This window comes from Marivirga sp. (genome assembly GCF_051117495.1).
Taxonomy (GTDB): domain Bacteria; phylum Bacteroidota; class Bacteroidia; order Cytophagales; family Cyclobacteriaceae; genus Marivirga.
This window is the reverse complement of the sequence record NZ_JBNPEF010000025.1, coordinates 39,875-56,240: the sequence shown is the minus strand read 5'-3', so window position 1 is coordinate 56,240 and position 16,366 is coordinate 39,875. Positions and strand designations below refer to the sequence as shown.

Genomic DNA, 16,366 nt, shown 5'->3' with positions numbered 1-16,366 from the left:
AATTATGATTTGGCTAAAAGATGTTATAAAAGACTTAAAAGAAATAGAAGAAACTACTATCAATGAGTTTCAAGATTTAAGCGAAGATGAATTAATTTGGAAACCAGCACCAGATAAATGGTCGATAGCAGAGTGTTTACAACATATCATCATTGCTAATTCGATTTACATTAAAGACATTGAGAAGCGATTGCAAAAAGCTGAAGTTAAAACGATTGAATACCCTATCAACTTTTCTATTACTGGAAAATTGTTTCTTTATGGTGTGGATCCAAAATACAAATGGAAAGTACCCGCTCCGAAGCTTTTCAAACCCGTAAAGGAAAATAAGGTGGAAAACGGAATGGAAACCGTTAAAGAATTTTTACAATTACAAGAGGAAATTATTAGCATTGCCCGCAAGGCTTGTGCTTATGATCATCAGCATGTGCATACTTATAGCCCCTTGAGTAAATTATTGAAATTTAATGTGGGCGAGCAATTGTATATTATGATGCGTCATACTAAGCGACATATCAATCAGGCGAAACGAGTGAAAAGTCAATTACCAAAAACAGTAGCATAATGGAAAATACAATAAGAAATTCAGATAGAGCACCTCTTCCTGTAGGTTTATATCCTCATGCCCGTAAAGTGGGTAACTTATTGTTTTTATCAGGAGTTGGTCCCAGAAAAAAGGATAGTAAAAGCATTCCAGGTGTAGAACTGAATGATAAAGGTGAAATTGTTTATTATGATATTGAAACCCAGTGCGAATCTGTTTTTGAAAATGTAAGGATGATATTGGAAGACTGTGGAAGTAGCTGGGATAAATTGGTGGACGTGCAAGTATTTTTAACCAATATGAAAGACGATTTTTCCTCTTTCAATAAAGTTTATGCCAAATATTTTAAAGATATTCAACCTTGCAGAACTACTGTGGAAGTGAATGCCTTACCAACTCCAATTGCCATTGAATTAAAATGTGTGGCGGAAATCTAATTATATTTCATTTGGGAGCTCTATTTTTTCATAGAAATTGTGAATCCATAAAATCAATACTCCGAATGTGATGGCCGAAACCACTAATATATCATTTAAGATGCCATCCGTGCTAAAAGAAATTTTAATTAAAATAGTAGAAATCACAAATCCTGAATTTCTTATGACAGACCGAAAACTTGAGGTATGTGTATAAGAAACCAATAACAGTAAGACATCACTTAAAATTAGTATGGTAAAAAATTCATCAAAGAATATATTATTGGTGTCCTTAATGGAATCTATGCTATGGGAGGCAGTAAAAAATACTTGATAAAAATAATCCCCAAAACTATAAACAGCCAATCCAAATAAAACAGGGATTAACAATACAGCAAATCTCTTCTTGGTTTCAATAAATTTTTGAGTCTGTTCTCTTTGAGGAATTTCTCCTTTTTGAACGGAAGCTCTTTTACCATTTAGATAGTAGAATATAAATATTAATGAGAAAATTATAAGTGAGGCTCCTATGTCGTAGGTGAACTGCAAATCATCCTTACTGCTAAACCAACTGCTTTCTAGATCTAGCTGAGATAAATCTTTAAATAACCTGCGAATTAACACCAAAAGAATGATTTCATACTGCTTACCAATATAAATGGTGATTGATTTTGGAAGAAAATATACTAATAAATACACTTCATAAACTAAAATAAACGAAAAAGGAGTATAAATAGAAGCTATTGGATTATCCAGAAGACTGCTTGAATAAGTGGATTCAAATAATCCGATTTTATTTAATATAATTAAGCTTAAATGAATAAAAAATCCAATTATGGCTATGATGATGATCACCTTTTCGCTTCTTTCTTTCATTTTTTCTGAAAGCAGGCGCTGATAAAGGTTTCCCCAGAAGACAGAGGTTTGTTTATTCATTTTAATTGTTTCAGTATTAACTAAGAAAATGACAAAACGTTTAAAATGAATGAGTTAAAACAACAGTTATTTAGGGTTTGCTTAAAAAAAGCCAACTGAAAAAGTATATTTAATATAGTGCTTTAGCCTCATGCACGCCATGTAGTGCCCGGCCGAAGATTGAGGTATAAAACATACATCTTCAATTCGCTCGATTGTACATGACGCGCCCGATACTTTTTAAGCAGACCCTATTTAATTTTAATAAATCTTGTTTTACATTAAGTTTTTGAAGAAATGGTCATGAAATTAAACTTTTACACTTCTTAATAGTTCAATTCAATGTACCGACATAGAAAAAGTCTAATGAAGTATATCTTAATTTCAGTAATATCCTTATTATTTATAAATCCAGTTTTTTGTCAAAATGCAATGGTTGAAGGGGTGGTTTCGGATCCAGATTCCGGGAAAGTGATTCCTTTTGCTCAAGTCGCTTTTTATCAAGAAAATTCTAATTCTCCTGTTACGGGTGCCACCACAAAAGATGATGGTAGTTTTAGCATTCCCATTGAACCCGGCAAATACAGAATTGTGGTTTCATTTGTAGGTTATAAAGACTATGAAGAACAAGTAAATATTCCTGAAAGTGGTTTGGATGTGGGTGAAATAGGTCTTTCTGTTGAGGAAGAAATTATGGAAGAAGTGGTGGTGAAAGGAAACGAAAGAAAAACACCCGTTTTGGCGACTATGGAAGGAATGACTATTAAACCAGACCAAACCATAGCCAATGTTGGAGGATCTTTACTGGATATTCTAAGAAATACGCCATCCGTAAATGTTTCCGATGATGGGAGTGTGTCTTTGCGTGGAAGTGGAAGCACTAATGTACTGATTGATGGTAGGAATTCAGCATTAGCTACAGATTTAGAGCAAATTCCGGCAAGTGCAATAGAAGAAGTGGAGATCATTAATAATCCCAATGCAAAATATGATGCTTCCTCAGATGGTGGTGTTATAAATATCAAGTTGAAAAGAGGGGAAGACTTGGGCACAACTGCAAGAGCAGAACTTACTATGGGAACCAGAATGCGAACCAATTCAAACGTTAGTTTATCAAGAAGGACTACCAAATTTGCGGTTTATGGTGGCTATAGCTTTAGGCAATGGCCAAGAGTGGGTAGTAGAGAAACTGAAAGAAGAAGTTCATTTGATGGTGAAAATGAACTTTTCAGACAAGAACAGGAGAGTAGAAACGAGGATCAAGAACATACAATAAATTATGGTGGTGATTATTTTTGGGGTCAAAATAAGCTGAGTATTGAGGGTGTATTTAATACGGAGGATGAAAATGATTTTCAATCCAGCAGTGCGTTTATACAAAATCTTGATACGGAAGAGTTTTTGACTCGATATGTCAGAAATAATACCGAAACTGAAGAGAATTACACCTATGACAATGCCTTGATTTATGAAAGAGATTTTGATGATAAAGATAAATTTTTCAGAGCCTCAGCAAGTGTTTCTATCCGAGATCAAGTGGAAGATCAAAATATAGCTATCTTTAACAATAGACTGATTGCTGAAGGGGATCCTAACAGAACGGAAGGAAGTACTACCGATGAATTTAGAAATACATCAGTTATTCAGGTGGACTATGCAACGCCTATTATAGGAGGTCTTTTAGAAACGGGATATAAATCAATATTCAGGAAATTTGATAATGATTATATCTATGGACTAATAGAAAATTCTGGTGAAATCAGTCCTTATGATAGTATAAGTAATAGGTTCATTTATCAAGATCAGATTCATGCATTGTATGGTATTTATTCGGATAGCTTGCCAAATTTTAATTATGCAGTCGGGTTAAGAGCAGAGCAGACAATTTTAGAGAATGAGTTATCAAATGTTAATACTTCTTTAGTAGAAGAAGAGGATCTGTTTAATAGTCAACAATATTTAAATTTCTTTCCAAGTGTACAATTAGCTTATCATGTAAATGATAATAATACAGTAAAAGCTACTTATTCCAGAAGAATTGATCGTCCTAGAGCTTGGCGTTTAAACCCATTCCCTGATTTTGCCGATTCATTAAATGTAAGGGTAGGAGAACCCAATCTTCAGCCGGAGTATATTAATTCTTTTGAACTTGGGCACATGTACCAAAATGGTGGTTTTACCTTAACAACAAATGCCTTTTACAGAAGAATAAACAATCAAGTTGATTGGATTGTAAGGGTAGAGGATGGTATTTCTTATCGAGGTCCTCAGAACTTGAATACTGGTAACTTCTATGGTTTGGAATTTATAAATACCACGGAAATAGCCAACTGGTGGAATGTTAATGCAAGTTACTCAATATTTCAATCTATTATTGATGGTACAAATATTGGAGCAGAGGAGCCTAATAGTGGACTTTCTTGGTATGCAAAGGTAACAACAGATATTAGTTTGCCTTTGGATATTAACTTACAATTCACTGGTAATTATTTTGCTCCTGAGATTGAGGCACAAGGTAGAGATTTAGCCCGTTATTATATAGATGGAAGTTTGCAAAGATATTTCTTTGATAAGCAATTGACCTTAAGTGCTAGTTTTAGGGATTTATTTGATACCCGTAATTTCAGGGGAGAAAATTTCGGTCCTGGTTTTGAACAAACTTTTACCAGAAAAAGAGAAACTCAAATTATGTTATTTACTGCGTCCTACAATTTTAAAGCGGATTAAAGTCAAAAAAATCCCACTTGTTTTGCAAGTGGGATTTAATTATATTTTTTGGGATGTTTTTATGGAATTATAGCTTTCCCCAAACATCTCCCAAATACTTCTCAAATGGAACATGTTCTAAGTCATAAGCTTCTGCAACAGCATCATAAACCACATCACCTTTTATTACATTTAATCCTAAAGCCAATTCCCTATTTTCTTGGCAAGCTTTTACCCATCCTTTATCAGCAAGTTGAATTGCATAAGGAAGTGTAGCATTGGTTAAAGCCAAAGTAGAAGTGTAAGGTACAGCTCCCGGCATATTGGCCACACAATAGTGCACTACATCATCAATGATATAAGTAGGATCTTGGTGAGTGGTCGGTTTACATGTTTCAATACATCCACCTTGATCAACGGCAACGTCAACAAGAACAGTTCCTGGTCTCATTTCTTTCAACATATCACGAGTGATTAAGTGTGGTGCTTTTCCACCTGGGATTAAAACTGCTCCAATAATTAAATCAACTCTATGCAACATCTCACGAATGTTATATTCGTTTGACATAAAAGTGTTTACGTTAGCAGGCATCACATCATCCAAATATCGTAAACGCTGTAGGCTTACATCCATGATAGTAACATCAGCGCCCATACCGGCAGCCATTTTAGCAGCATTTGTTCCTACAACGCCACCACCCATAATCATAACTTTAGCTGGACGAACACCAGGTACACCGCCTAATAGGATCCCTCTACCTTTTAATGGTTTCTCTAAGTATTTTGCGCCTTCTTGAATAGACATTCTTCCGGCTACTTCCGACATAGGTACCAAAAGCGGTAAGCTTCTATCTGGTTTCTCTACTGTTTCATAAGCCAAACAAATCGACTTATTTTTGATCATTGCTTTGGTTAAATCTTCGTAAGCCGCAAAATGGAAATAAGTAAACACCAACTGATCTTCTTTAATCAATTCATATTCTTCTTCAATAGGCTCTTTTACCTTCATAATCATCTCAGCTTTCGCATAAGTGCTTTGAATGTCAGGTAAAATTTGAGCACCTGATTCTACATAATCTGCATCCAAAAAACCACTACCTTCTCCGGCAGTAGCCTGTACAAATACTTGGTGGCCTCTTTTGACCAACTCCTGTGTACCGGCCGGTGTCAAGGCGACACGGTTTTCATTGTTTTTGATTTCTTTTGGTACCCCAATGATCATAACAAAATAATTTTAATGTTTCCTAATGGGGGCAAATATAAAGCAAACAAAAGAATTTCCTGTATTTGCTCACGGTTTTTTAAGGTGGTATATTGAATATTTTTTAAATCAAATTAATATTTTATTTTGAATACATATAGTTGGTTAATGTTTGGTGGAATATTATTTTGACAGAATGAAAAAAGCCGAAAATATAAACTGACTTATGCTTTCCAAACAGTTGTTAGGCTCAACTGTCAAATTAGGATTTGAAAGCCTCATCATTTTGGTTATTTTTGTTGAGCTTACTTAAAAAGTAAGTCTTTAAATTTGATAAAAACACAAAGCTGATGACAACCACCAAAAGCAATAAAAAGAATAAATTGAGTATTTCTAAGAAAGAAGTTCTAAACGATTTCCGTTTAGGATGGGAGAGTAGGCATGCCAGTTTGATGGGAAGAAAAGAGGTTTTTATGGGCAAGGCCAAATTTGGCATCTTTGGAGATGGTAAAGAATTGGCTCAATTGGCAATGGCTAAATCCTTTCAGAATGGAGATTTCCGTTCTGGTTACTATCGAGATCAAACTTTCATGTTTGCTATTGGTGAATTGAGCATACAGGAATATTTTGCGCAGCTTTATGCCCATACAGACGTAAATGCCGATCCTGCTTCGGCAGGAAGACTAATGAACGGTCACTTTGCTACCAGAATGTTGGATGAAGCTGGGAAATATACGAAGTTAACGGAAAGTAAAAACAGCTCTTCTGATGTTTCGCCTACTGCTGCACAAATGCCAAGATTGGTGGGTTTGGCTTTTGCTTCGAAGTTATTCAGGGAAAATAAAGAATTAAATAAAAAAGAATTTGAACAATACTCCATTAATGGAAATGAAGTGGCTTTCGGAACCATAGGTAATGCTTCTACTTCGGAAGGAATGTTTTATGAATCTATAAATGCAGCTGGGGTACTCCAAATCCCAATGTTGATTTCCATTTGGGATGATCATTATGGAATAAGTGTCCCTCAAGAATTTCATACTACAAAAGGTAGTATTTCTGAGGCCTTAGCTGGTTTTCAAAGATCAAAAGATAAAAATGGTTATGAAATCTTGACTGTCAGAGGTTGGGATTATGAAGCATTGATAGATACTTATCAAAAAGCAGCTAAAATTTCTCGTGAAGAACATGTTCCGTCAATGGTTCATGTATTGGAAATGACACAACCTCAGGGGCATTCTACTTCGGGTTCTCATGAGCGTTATAAGTCAAAAGAAAGACTGGAATGGGAGGCAGAATATGATTGTTTAAATCAATTCAGAAAATATATCCTAGATAATAAACTGGCTTCGGCAGATGAGTTGGATAAAATTGAAGAGGAAGCAAAGAAAACAGCTAAAGAGGCTAAAGATGCCGCATGGAAAGCATTTATTGGTGAAATTAAAGATCAGCAGAAAGAAGCTTTAGGCTTATTAAATAATTTAGCTGAAGAAACGGGTCAAAATGAGATTTCTGAATTAGCTTCAGAACTAAAAGCAGCCATGAATCCATTAAGATTGGATAATATAAAGGCTGTAAAAAAAGCATTGCGATTGGTTATCAAACACGAAGGAGAAGCAAAGCAAAAGCTAATTAATTGGTTGAAAGCGGTAAATGAAGAAGGACATGATCGTTACAGCTCTCATTTATATAGTGAATCGGATGAATCTGCTTTAAAAGTTGAAGTTGTAAATGCTGAGTATTCTAATGATCCTAAAAAAGTAGATGGTAGAGAAGTATTGCAGGCTTGCTTTGATGCAGCTTTAGCTCGTGACCAAAGGGTTTTTGCTTTTGGAGAGGATGTTGGAAAAATTGGAGATGTTAACCAAGCTTTTGCTGGTTTACAGGAAAAGTATGGTGATTTGCGAGTGATGGATACTGGTATTCGCGAATGTACCATCTTAGGGCAAGGAATTGGAACAGCTTTAAGAGGTTTAAGACCGATTGCTGAAATTCAATATTTGGATTATTTATTATATGCCATTCAGATTATGTCTGATGATTTGGCTAGTCTTCAATACAGAACTAAAGGCGGTCAGAAAGCACCATTAATTATCCGAACCAGAGGACACAGATTAGAAGGCGTTTGGCATTCAGGCTCGCCAATGGGTATGATTTTAAATGCAATCCGCGGGATTTATGTATTAGTTCCAAGAAATATGACTCAGGCAGCTGGATTTTACAATACAATGTTGCAATCCGATGATACTGCATTAATTATAGAATGCTTAAATGGCTATAGGCTAAAAGAATCCTTACCAGAAAATGTTGGGGAATTTACAGTTCCTTTAGGTCAGCCAGAAGTGATTAGAGAAGGAAGTGATGTAACCATAGTGACTTATGGATCAATGTGTAGAGTGGTAATGGATGCAGCCAATCAATTGGCAGATCAGGGAATTTCTTGTGAGGTAATAGATGTACAGACTTTATTGCCATTTGATATTAATCACAGCATTGTGGAATCGGTTAAGAAGACCAATAGAGTGGTCTTTGCTGATGAGGATGTTCCGGGTGGAGCTACTGGTTTTATGATGCAGAAAGTATTGGAAGAGCAGAAAGCTTATAAATACTTAGATGCGCAACCTATTACGATTTCTTCAAATGAGCACAGACCAGCATATGCTTCAGATGGAGATTATTTCAGTAAACCACAAATAGAGGATGTTTTTGAAAGAGTTTATGCCATGATGCATGAGTTTGATCCAGAGCAGTTTCCTGCTTTGTATTAATCCTTCTTTTTCATATTTGTGCCTTTATCAAAACCTGTCAGGTTTATCTAAATTAAAGTAGTAAAATGATCGTGTTTTCATCTTTAATTTTCAATTACAAACCTGACAGGTTTCATTTCTAATGCAAGCTTGGCGAAGTAGTATTAATTTTTGTCACTTTAATTAACATTTCCAAAGTTCTAAACTTTGGAAAAGTTGATTTTTTAAAAAATCCCTTCAGCAATTCTATAAATAGGGTCAGATTTACCCATTGAATAATAATGTAAACAAGGTGCTCCAAATTCAATCAATTCTTTTGATTGTTGAATGCACCATTCAATTCCCACTTCCTTTGCAGCGGCATTATCTTTACACTTTTCCAACTCATCTACCAAATCATCTGGCAAATCCAAATAAAACGTTCTCGGTAATGCAGACATTTGCTTAAGTGATGTAATAGGTTTCAAGCCAGGGATGATGGGGACATTTATCCCCTCTGCTCGACATAAATTTACAAATTCAAAGTATTTTTGATTATCGAAAAACATCTGAGTCACCACATATTCCGCTCCTCTTTCTACTTTTTGTTTTAAAATCTTTAAATCAGATTTCATACTGGGCGCTTCGAAATGCTTTTCCGGATAGCCGGCAACACCTATGCAGAAATCTGTAGGAGTAGCTGATTGCAATTCTTCGTCAATGTATCGACCGTTATTCATATCTACTACTTGCTCCATGAGTTCAATAGCATAAGCATGTCCATTGGGATCGGGAACAAATTTATTTTCTGATTTTATAGGATCTCCTCGCAAAACCAAAACTGAATCTATACCCAAGAAATCTAAATCTATTAATGCATTTTCTGTTTCTTCTTTGCTAAAGCCACCACAGATGATATGGGGCACTGTGTCGATATCGAATCGGTTTTTAATGGCAGCACAGATTCCGACCGTTCCTGGTCTTTTACGGGTGGTTCGCTTTTCTAATAAGCCGTTACCTTTATCCCGATATACATATTCCTCCCTATGGTAAGTTACATCAATAAAAGGAGGCTTAAATTCCATCAGTGGTTCAATATTTTCAAATAAAGCCTTAATATTCTGTCCTTTCAAAGGAGGTAAAATCTCAAAAGAGAATACGGTATTTTTTGCGTTATTTATATGTTCTGTTACTTTCATAAGTTAGATTTTAGATTCAAGAACCTAGAATCAAGACATGTCTATTGTCTAGGTTCTAGGATCTATATTCTGTTAGAAGTTTAGATTTGGTCGCAACCATCTTTCTATTTCTTCAAATGTCTGGTTTTTTCGTTTGGCTATGTCCTTTACTTGATCTTTTCCGATTTTTCCAAGACCAAAGTAGCGACTTTCAGGATGACCAAAATAGAATCCGCTAACTGAAGCGGTTGGCAACATGGCTAGGTTTTCGGTAAGCATGATGCCTGTTTTCTTTTCTACATCCAATAAATCAAATAAAGTGATCTTTTCGGTATGGTCAGGGCAACCAGGATAGCCTGGAGCCGGTCTGATTCCTTTATATTGTTCTTTTATCAAGCTTTCGTTATCTAATGCCTCATCTTTAGCATAGCCCCAGTATTCAGTTCTTACCTTTTTGTGCAAGAGCTCAGCAAAGGCTTCGGCTAATCTATCTGCCAATGCTTTTGCCATAATGCTATTATAATCATCATGTTCAGCTTCATATTTTGCTGTTATTTTATCCAGTCCAATTCCTGTAGTCACGGCAAAACAGCCCATGTAATCGGTATAGTTAGCTTCAGAGGGAGCTAAGAAATCAGAAAAAGCATAATTAAGATTTTTCTCACCCTTTTTATTTTGCTGTCGGAGCGTATGGAATTCAGTTAGCTTTTGCGTTTTATTGGCATCCGCAAAAACTTCTATGCTATCATGATTTTTAGTATGCGCAGGGTATAGCCCAAAAATAGCATTTGCAGACAGTAATTTATTATCAATGATTTCCTTCAACATCTGCTGCCCATCAGCAAAGAGTTTTCTAGCCTCAACACCTTTTTCAGGATCATCTAATATTTTCGGATAACGCCCTTTCATTTCCCAAGTCTGGAAAAAAGGAGTCCAGTCGATATATTCCGCTATTTCCTTAAGGTCATAATCCTTTAATACCTGTGAACCAATTTTTTTAGGAGCATGCGGTTGATAACTGTCCCAATCAACTTGATATTTATTGGAACGTGCTTCATCTATGCTTACATAATTCTTGGCTTCACCTCTTTTGCCATGGCCGGCTTTTGCTTCAGCATATTCCTTTTCTATTTCTTTATAAAATTCTTCTTTATCTTTCCCTAAAAGCTTACCCGCGACTGTCACAGATCTAGAAGCATCATTTACGTGAATTACTGGCCCATTATAATTCGGTTTAATTTTCACGGCAGTATGAATACGAGAAGTAGTAGCTCCCCCAATCATAACCGGAGTTTTTAAGCCTCTTTTTTCCATTTCCTCCACCACGTAAATCATTTCATCTAATGAAGGTGTAATCAATCCGCTCAATCCTATGATGTCAACTTGGTGCTTTTCGGCTTCTTCCAATATTTTATTTAAAGGCACCATCACCCCCAAATCAATAATCTCATAATTATTGCAAGCCAAAACTACACCTACTATATTCTTACCTATATCATGTACATCGCCTTTTACGGTGGCCATTAGAATTTTGCCTTTTCCGGCCTTCTGCTCTCCCGATGGGTTTGCTTTCTTTTCTGCTTCTATATAGGGTAAAAGGTAAGCCACCGCCTTTTTCATTACCCTAGCACTTTTGACCACTTGAGGTAAAAACATTTTACCAGCACCAAATAAATCACCCACCACATTCATTCCGTCCATCAATGGACCTTCAATAACATCTAAAGGTTTTGCTGCTTTTTGTCTAGCCTCTTCAGTGTCTGAATCAATAAATTCTGTGATTCCTTTCACTAAGGAATGTTCTAATCTTTTATTAACCTCTAAACTTCTCCATTCTTGGGCTGCTTTTTCAGCTTTCTCCCCCGGCTTTAAATTTTCAGCATAGGCCATTAATCGCTCGGTTGCATCTGATCTGCGGTTGAACAATAAATCCTCTACATAATCCAGTAATTCTTTATCGATTTCATCATAAACCTCCAACATTCCCGGATTGACTATCCCCATGTCCAAGCCGGCCTTGATAGCGTGATATAGAAAAGCCGAATGCATGGCTTCTCTTACCACATTATTTCCTCTAAATGAAAAAGAGATATTACTGACTCCACCACTAGTTTTGGCATGTGGTAAATTTTCTTTTATCCATTTAACCGCATTGATAAAATCCACTGCATAATTATCATGCTCCTCCATTCCTGTTCCAATAGTAAGGATGTTGGGGTCAAAGATGATGTCTTCAGGGGGGAATTCTGCCTCATTGACTAGTAAATCATAGCAACGCTTACAAACTTCGATTTTTCTTTCAAATGTATCCGCTTGACCTACTTCATCAAAAGCCATTACCACTACAGCCGATCCATAACTTTTGATTTTTTTGGCTTTGGCAATAAAATCTTCTTCTCCTTCTTTAAGACTGATGGAGTTAACAATTCCTTTACCTTGTAAGCATTTTAGGCCTGCCTCAATCACTTCCCATTTGGATGAATCAATCATAAAAGGAAGCCGTGCTATATCTGGTTCAGAAGCAATAAGATTGACGAAATTTGGAAGTACATTGACCGCATCCAACATACCATCATCCATATTGATGTCGATAATTTGAGCCCCACCTTCTACTTGGTCAACGGCAATGTCAACAGCCTCTTCAAATTTCTCATCACGGATAAGTCTGGCAAATTTTTTAGAACCCGAAACATTGGTTCTTTCACCAATATTAACAAAATTCAGTTCAGGAGTGATGGATAAAGGCTCCAGTCCACTTAATCGCATTAATTTTTTCTGACCGGAAATTTTATGTGGCTTCGAATTTTTTGCGTAGTCAGCTATGGCTTTTATATGTTCGGGTTGAGTACCACAACATCCGCCAATAATATTGACCAATCCTTCATCAAAATAACTTTTGATAATCCCGCTCATTTGACCAGGTGTTTCATCATACTCACCAAATTCATTGGGCAGACCAGCATTAGGATGGCAGGAAATGGCTACATCCGCAATTCTGGCCAATTGTTGCAAATAGACTTTTAATTGGTCGGCACCCAGCGCACAATTGAAGCCTACGCTTAGCAGAGGAAAATGACGAATACTATTCCAAAAGGCTTCTACTGTTTGCCCAGAAAGCGTTCTACCACTGGCATCGGTTATAGTTCCGGAAACCATAACCGGAATATCAATACCTTTCTCATCTTTCAATTCCTGAATGGCCATTAAAGCGGCTTTGCAATTGAGAGTGTCAAAAACAGTCTCTACCAGAAATATATCTACTCCACCAGCAGCCAAGGCCTCAGCTTGTTCTTTATAAGCTATTTTCAGTTCATCAAATGAGGTGGCTCTATACCCAGGTCTGTTTACATCTGGCGATAAAGAGGCTGTTCTGTTGGTGGGGCCAATAGAACCCGCTACAAATCTTGGCCTATCTGTAAACTCTTCCGTAACTTCTTTAGCTAATCTTGCAGATTGCTCATTGAGTTCCCATACCAAATCTTCCATTTGGTAATCGGCCATGGCAATAGTAGTTCCACTAAACGTATTAGTTTCAATGATATCTGCTCCGGCATTAAGATACGCTCTGTGAATATCTTTAATGATTTTAGGTTGGGTTAAAGAAAGTAAATCATTATTACCTTTTAAATCTGAAGCGTAATCAGCAAAACGTTCTCCACGGTAATCGGCTTCCGTGAGTTTATAGTTTTGAATCATAGTGCCCATTGCACCATCCAACACTAAAATTCTTTCCTTTAAAATATCTTTTGAAAATCGACTCATTCTGAATATTTAATTATTTGCATCCAGAAAGGGCCGTGAGAAAGGCTGTTTCTTATCTTTTCCTGACCTATGATTTGGTCAAGATGGGAGTTAGCACCGTTTCCTTTTGCTAATGCATTGGAAGGGTTGCTAAGACTTCAAAGGGCCCAATCCCTCAGTCTTTCTGGATAAGTATTCCAAAGTAAAGCATAAAAACTTAAATGGTAAAGTGAAAGTTCAAAATTTTATTTTTGAATGGATTATTTGAGGAGGGTTTAAATTTCTTTAACCATGATTTCATACAGGAATCCAATCAGAATAGCAAAACCAAAGCTAAGTAATGTTCCAATTAGAATGTATTCAGTGAGTTTTCGGTCTTTTGCGCGTGACAAATCACCAAATCGAAATACGGATTTGGCAGCGATTAAAAATCCTATGGCTTGCCATTCTTGCATTACAACAAAAGAAAAAACAAAAAGCCTTTCTAAAATGCCAATGTATTTCCCTGCTTTTGATAATGAATCTTTATCTGAATCTTCCGGTAAATCCCATTTCGACATGATTACTTTTATCAATACGGCTACTCCATAAGTAAGTATTAGAATACATAACGCCAGAAAATAAATAGAATCGGAAAGATGAAAATTGAAAACTAATTCTTGGGGATAATAATGCCAGCTCATAGCTAGCATGACTGATAAATGGGCTAGTTGATCCAAGCTAAATAGATATCGAGAATTGATTCTTTCTTCAAGATGGATTTTAATGAGGTCAATTACATAATGACTCATAGGAATTACAATAAAGGCTAACCAAAATTCAATATTGAATTTAAATAAAAGCAATAATATAATACAATGAATGGCAATATGGAAATAAAGGAATTTTGATTTCGCTTTATTTAGTTGTTTATCTTTGATCCATTGGTCGGATTGAAATACAAAATCACCTAATACATGAGCAATTAAGGTTTTGAGGAGAAATGTAATCATAGTAGTTGGGTTTGCTTCTTATAATACTCAAGTACTCTTTGCAGGCCATCGTATCCACTTCTGTCCAGAGAAATACTTATGGTGCTTTGAGTTTTTTCTAATAGTTTGGCAAGTTGGTTTTGATTTTTATCAGGGTTTTCGATGCTTGTTTTTATAAGTTCAGCCTGGCTTTTAGTCCATTTGTCTGCAATTAAAAGTACTAATTCAAGCATTATATTTAAAGGCTCATCCCAGTTAGCATCATTTGATTTAATTGCGATATTACTTTTCTTTAGCGACTCAAAGCATAAGCCAGAATTTCGATAGGCAGCACCATTTGATTCTGATATTTTTTCAGATATATTATCTTCCTTTCCGACTCCAATCCCCATTCTGACATCCTTGTTTTTAATTTGTTTAATGGTGGCTTTGATATGGAAGGCGGCTATAATTGCTTTTTCAAGGGGGAGTTTCAACTGAAAGCTGTCTCCCCTATAGATTTCCCATTTTTCTGGACTATTTCCATATTGACTTAAAACTGATTTCAGTTCTTTTAACCAATTTACAGATGCTTTTTCAGTGGAATTAATAATGTCTCCTGTTATGACTGCTATCATTAGAATGCTTTAACTAGTATAAATATCGTTATTATCATCAATAAATAAAAATATTGATGTATTTATCGATAATAATTAATATTGATGTTTATGTAAATAATTTTTTTTAAATTATAGTGCTATTTTTGAAATATTATAACATAATAGCGTTATTTAATTTGACTATCAAGCCTAATTACTTTGAAAAATTTTATCAGAATTATTTATCTTCTGTTATTTATAGCAATACCTATAAAACTTTTCCCCCAATCCTATTCCAGACAATCTAAAGTTCATATATCTGCATTCCCTGGTTTTAGTAATCATACAGTAAATGAGATATCTAATCATTATAAACTGTCACTAAATCTAACATCGGGAGTTACAGGAAGTGTAAGCGGTATTGAATTAGGACTTATTTCCAATTATAATTATGATAAGTTTCAGGGTATTCAGTTCGCTGGTTTTGCCAATATTTCAGGAGTTAATAATAAGCTTAACCCGAAGGAGAAATTAGAGAGTACATTTAAGGGCTTTCAATTTGCCACAATCGCCAATAAAACATTTGGGGATGGGACAGGAGCTCAAATTTCAACGTTTAATACAGCAGAATCAGGTTTTACGGGTTTTCAGTTAGGTTTTCTTACCAACAAATCAAGATATTTAGAAGGAGCTCAAATAGCAGGATTAATTAATACATCTAAAATCGGGATGGTAGGTTTTCAGATTTCTCCTTTATTTAATTATTCAGATGGGCAGACCAATGGCTTGCAATTAGGATTGTTCAATTATGCACGCACTGCAGGTTTTGGTCATGAGTTTAGTAGTCTTTTAAGCGATACTTGGCAGATTGGTTTAATCAATTTTAGCAAAGTAAATAATGGTAATCAGATCGGTTTGATTAACATAAGCCGAAAAAATAACGGAGTGCCTTTAGGCCTGTTGAATATTGATGCAAGTGAAGGTCGCCTAAGTTTCAGGTCAACAGATTTGTTTTTATCTAATGTCTCCATAGCCACAGGAAGTCGTTTTTTTAGCAATATGCTGCAATTTGGTTATAATTTCTCTATCAATGGATTGCCAGTTTGGGGAATGTCCTATGGATTAGAAAAGGAATGGAGTAATCCGGAAAAAACAAAATTTGTTTCTATAAGTGCTGTTGTATGGCAGCAAAAAGCAAAAGAAATGAAATTCTTAAAGGGACCAAAAATACTAAGGTCAGAATTAATCTATGGCTTTGAACTTACTAAGTTAAGAGACTTAGAAATAGGAGTCGCTATAAATTACAAATTAGCTACAGTAGAAACTCAAGAACCATCCTTATTGACCATGGGTAATTTCTTTCCGGGTATTGTGTTGGGGATACAATAAAAAA

Annotated in this window: 11 protein-coding genes and 1 riboswitch; of the genes, 5 read left to right on the top strand and 6 right to left on the bottom strand. The window is 35.6% G+C overall.

All coding sequences use genetic code 11. The features are described 5' to 3' along the window. Positions 1–4 precede the first annotated feature (4 nt). The gene (locus ACFE0M_RS13240) at positions 5–565 is read left to right on the top strand and encodes a DinB family protein (protein ID WP_434546253.1); all 561 of its coding nucleotides are present in this window, start codon (positions 5–7) and stop codon (positions 563–565) included. After that, positions 565–981: a RidA family protein gene (locus ACFE0M_RS13235; protein WP_434546252.1), complete on the top strand. Its 417-nt coding sequence runs from the start codon at positions 565–567 to the stop codon at positions 979–981. Before ACFE0M_RS13240 ends, ACFE0M_RS13235 begins: the two co-directional genes overlap by 1 nt. Here ACFE0M_RS13235 and ACFE0M_RS13230 read toward each other — a convergent pair whose 3' ends face one another. Continuing rightward, on the bottom strand, positions 982–1,896 hold the full coding sequence (locus tag ACFE0M_RS13230; RefSeq protein WP_434546251.1) for a hypothetical protein: 915 nt from the start codon (positions 1,894–1,896) through the stop codon (positions 982–984). A 345-nt stretch (positions 1,897–2,241) separates the two neighbouring features. Here ACFE0M_RS13230 and ACFE0M_RS13225 point away from each other — a divergent pair, with 345 nt between their 5' ends. Next, on the top strand, positions 2,242–4,602 hold the full coding sequence (locus tag ACFE0M_RS13225) for a TonB-dependent receptor domain-containing protein (RefSeq protein WP_434546250.1): 2,361 nt from the start codon (positions 2,242–2,244) through the stop codon (positions 4,600–4,602). A gap of 67 nt (positions 4,603–4,669) precedes the next feature. Here ACFE0M_RS13225 and ald read toward each other — a convergent pair whose 3' ends face one another. Then, a complete protein-coding gene (gene ald, locus ACFE0M_RS13220) occupies positions 4,670–5,803 on the bottom strand; it encodes an alanine dehydrogenase (RefSeq protein WP_434546249.1) in 1,134 nt (377 codons plus the stop codon). Positions 5,804–6,132: 329 nt separating this feature from the next. Here ald and ACFE0M_RS13215 point away from each other — a divergent pair, with 329 nt between their 5' ends. Further along, positions 6,133–8,547, top strand: coding sequence for an alpha-ketoacid dehydrogenase subunit alpha/beta (locus tag ACFE0M_RS13215; protein WP_434546248.1), 2,415 nt, complete (start codon positions 6,133–6,135; stop codon positions 8,545–8,547). A gap of 203 nt (positions 8,548–8,750) precedes the next feature. Here ACFE0M_RS13215 and metF read toward each other — a convergent pair whose 3' ends face one another. From metF to ACFE0M_RS13195, 4 genes are all read right to left on the bottom strand, one after another. Continuing rightward, positions 8,751–9,704: a methylenetetrahydrofolate reductase [NAD(P)H] gene (gene metF / locus ACFE0M_RS13210; protein ID WP_434546247.1), complete on the bottom strand. Its 954-nt coding sequence runs from the start codon at positions 9,702–9,704 to the stop codon at positions 8,751–8,753. Between the two features lie 72 nt (positions 9,705–9,776). Next, a complete protein-coding gene (gene metH, locus ACFE0M_RS13205; protein ID WP_434546246.1) occupies positions 9,777–13,445 on the bottom strand; it encodes a methionine synthase in 3,669 nt (1,222 codons plus the stop codon). A 49-nt stretch (positions 13,446–13,494) separates the two neighbouring features. Then, a riboswitch (SAM riboswitch) is annotated at positions 13,495–13,619 on the bottom strand. A gap of 80 nt (positions 13,620–13,699) precedes the next feature. Then, positions 13,700–14,416, bottom strand: coding sequence for a DUF3307 domain-containing protein (locus tag ACFE0M_RS13200; RefSeq protein ID WP_434546245.1), 717 nt, complete (start codon positions 14,414–14,416; stop codon positions 13,700–13,702). Next, positions 14,413–15,012: a SatD family protein gene (locus tag ACFE0M_RS13195; protein ID WP_434546244.1), complete on the bottom strand. Its 600-nt coding sequence runs from the start codon at positions 15,010–15,012 to the stop codon at positions 14,413–14,415. The genes ACFE0M_RS13200 and ACFE0M_RS13195 overlap by 4 nt, the downstream gene beginning before the upstream one ends. Positions 15,013–15,192: 180 nt before the next feature. Between ACFE0M_RS13195 and ACFE0M_RS13190 the strand changes: the two genes are divergently transcribed. Next, positions 15,193–16,362 (top strand): hypothetical protein, encoded by a 1,170-nt coding sequence (locus ACFE0M_RS13190; RefSeq protein WP_434546243.1) that lies wholly within the window; start codon positions 15,193–15,195, stop codon positions 16,360–16,362. Positions 16,363–16,366 lie beyond the last annotated feature (4 nt).

Coding starts and splice junctions, on each gene's coding strand:
- ACFE0M_RS13240 (WP_434546253.1), top strand. CDS start 5: ATGATTTGGCTAAAAGATGTTATAAAAGACTTAAAAGAAATAGAAGAA.
- ACFE0M_RS13235 (WP_434546252.1), top strand. CDS start 565: ATGGAAAATACAATAAGAAATTCAGATAGAGCACCTCTTCCTGTAGGT.
- ACFE0M_RS13230 (WP_434546251.1), bottom strand. CDS start 1,896: ATGAATAAACAAACCTCTGTCTTCTGGGGAAACCTTTATCAGCGCCTG.
- ACFE0M_RS13225 (WP_434546250.1), top strand. CDS start 2,242: ATGAAGTATATCTTAATTTCAGTAATATCCTTATTATTTATAAATCCA.
- ald (WP_434546249.1), bottom strand. CDS start 5,803: ATGATCATTGGGGTACCAAAAGAAATCAAAAACAATGAAAACCGTGTC.
- ACFE0M_RS13215 (WP_434546248.1), top strand. CDS start 6,133: ATGACAACCACCAAAAGCAATAAAAAGAATAAATTGAGTATTTCTAAG.
- metF (WP_434546247.1), bottom strand. CDS start 9,704: ATGAAAGTAACAGAACATATAAATAACGCAAAAAATACCGTATTCTCT.
- metH (WP_434546246.1), bottom strand. CDS start 13,445: ATGAGTCGATTTTCAAAAGATATTTTAAAGGAAAGAATTTTAGTGTTG.
- ACFE0M_RS13200 (WP_434546245.1), bottom strand. CDS start 14,416: ATGATTACATTTCTCCTCAAAACCTTAATTGCTCATGTATTAGGTGAT.
- ACFE0M_RS13195 (WP_434546244.1), bottom strand. CDS start 15,012: ATGATAGCAGTCATAACAGGAGACATTATTAATTCCACTGAAAAAGCA.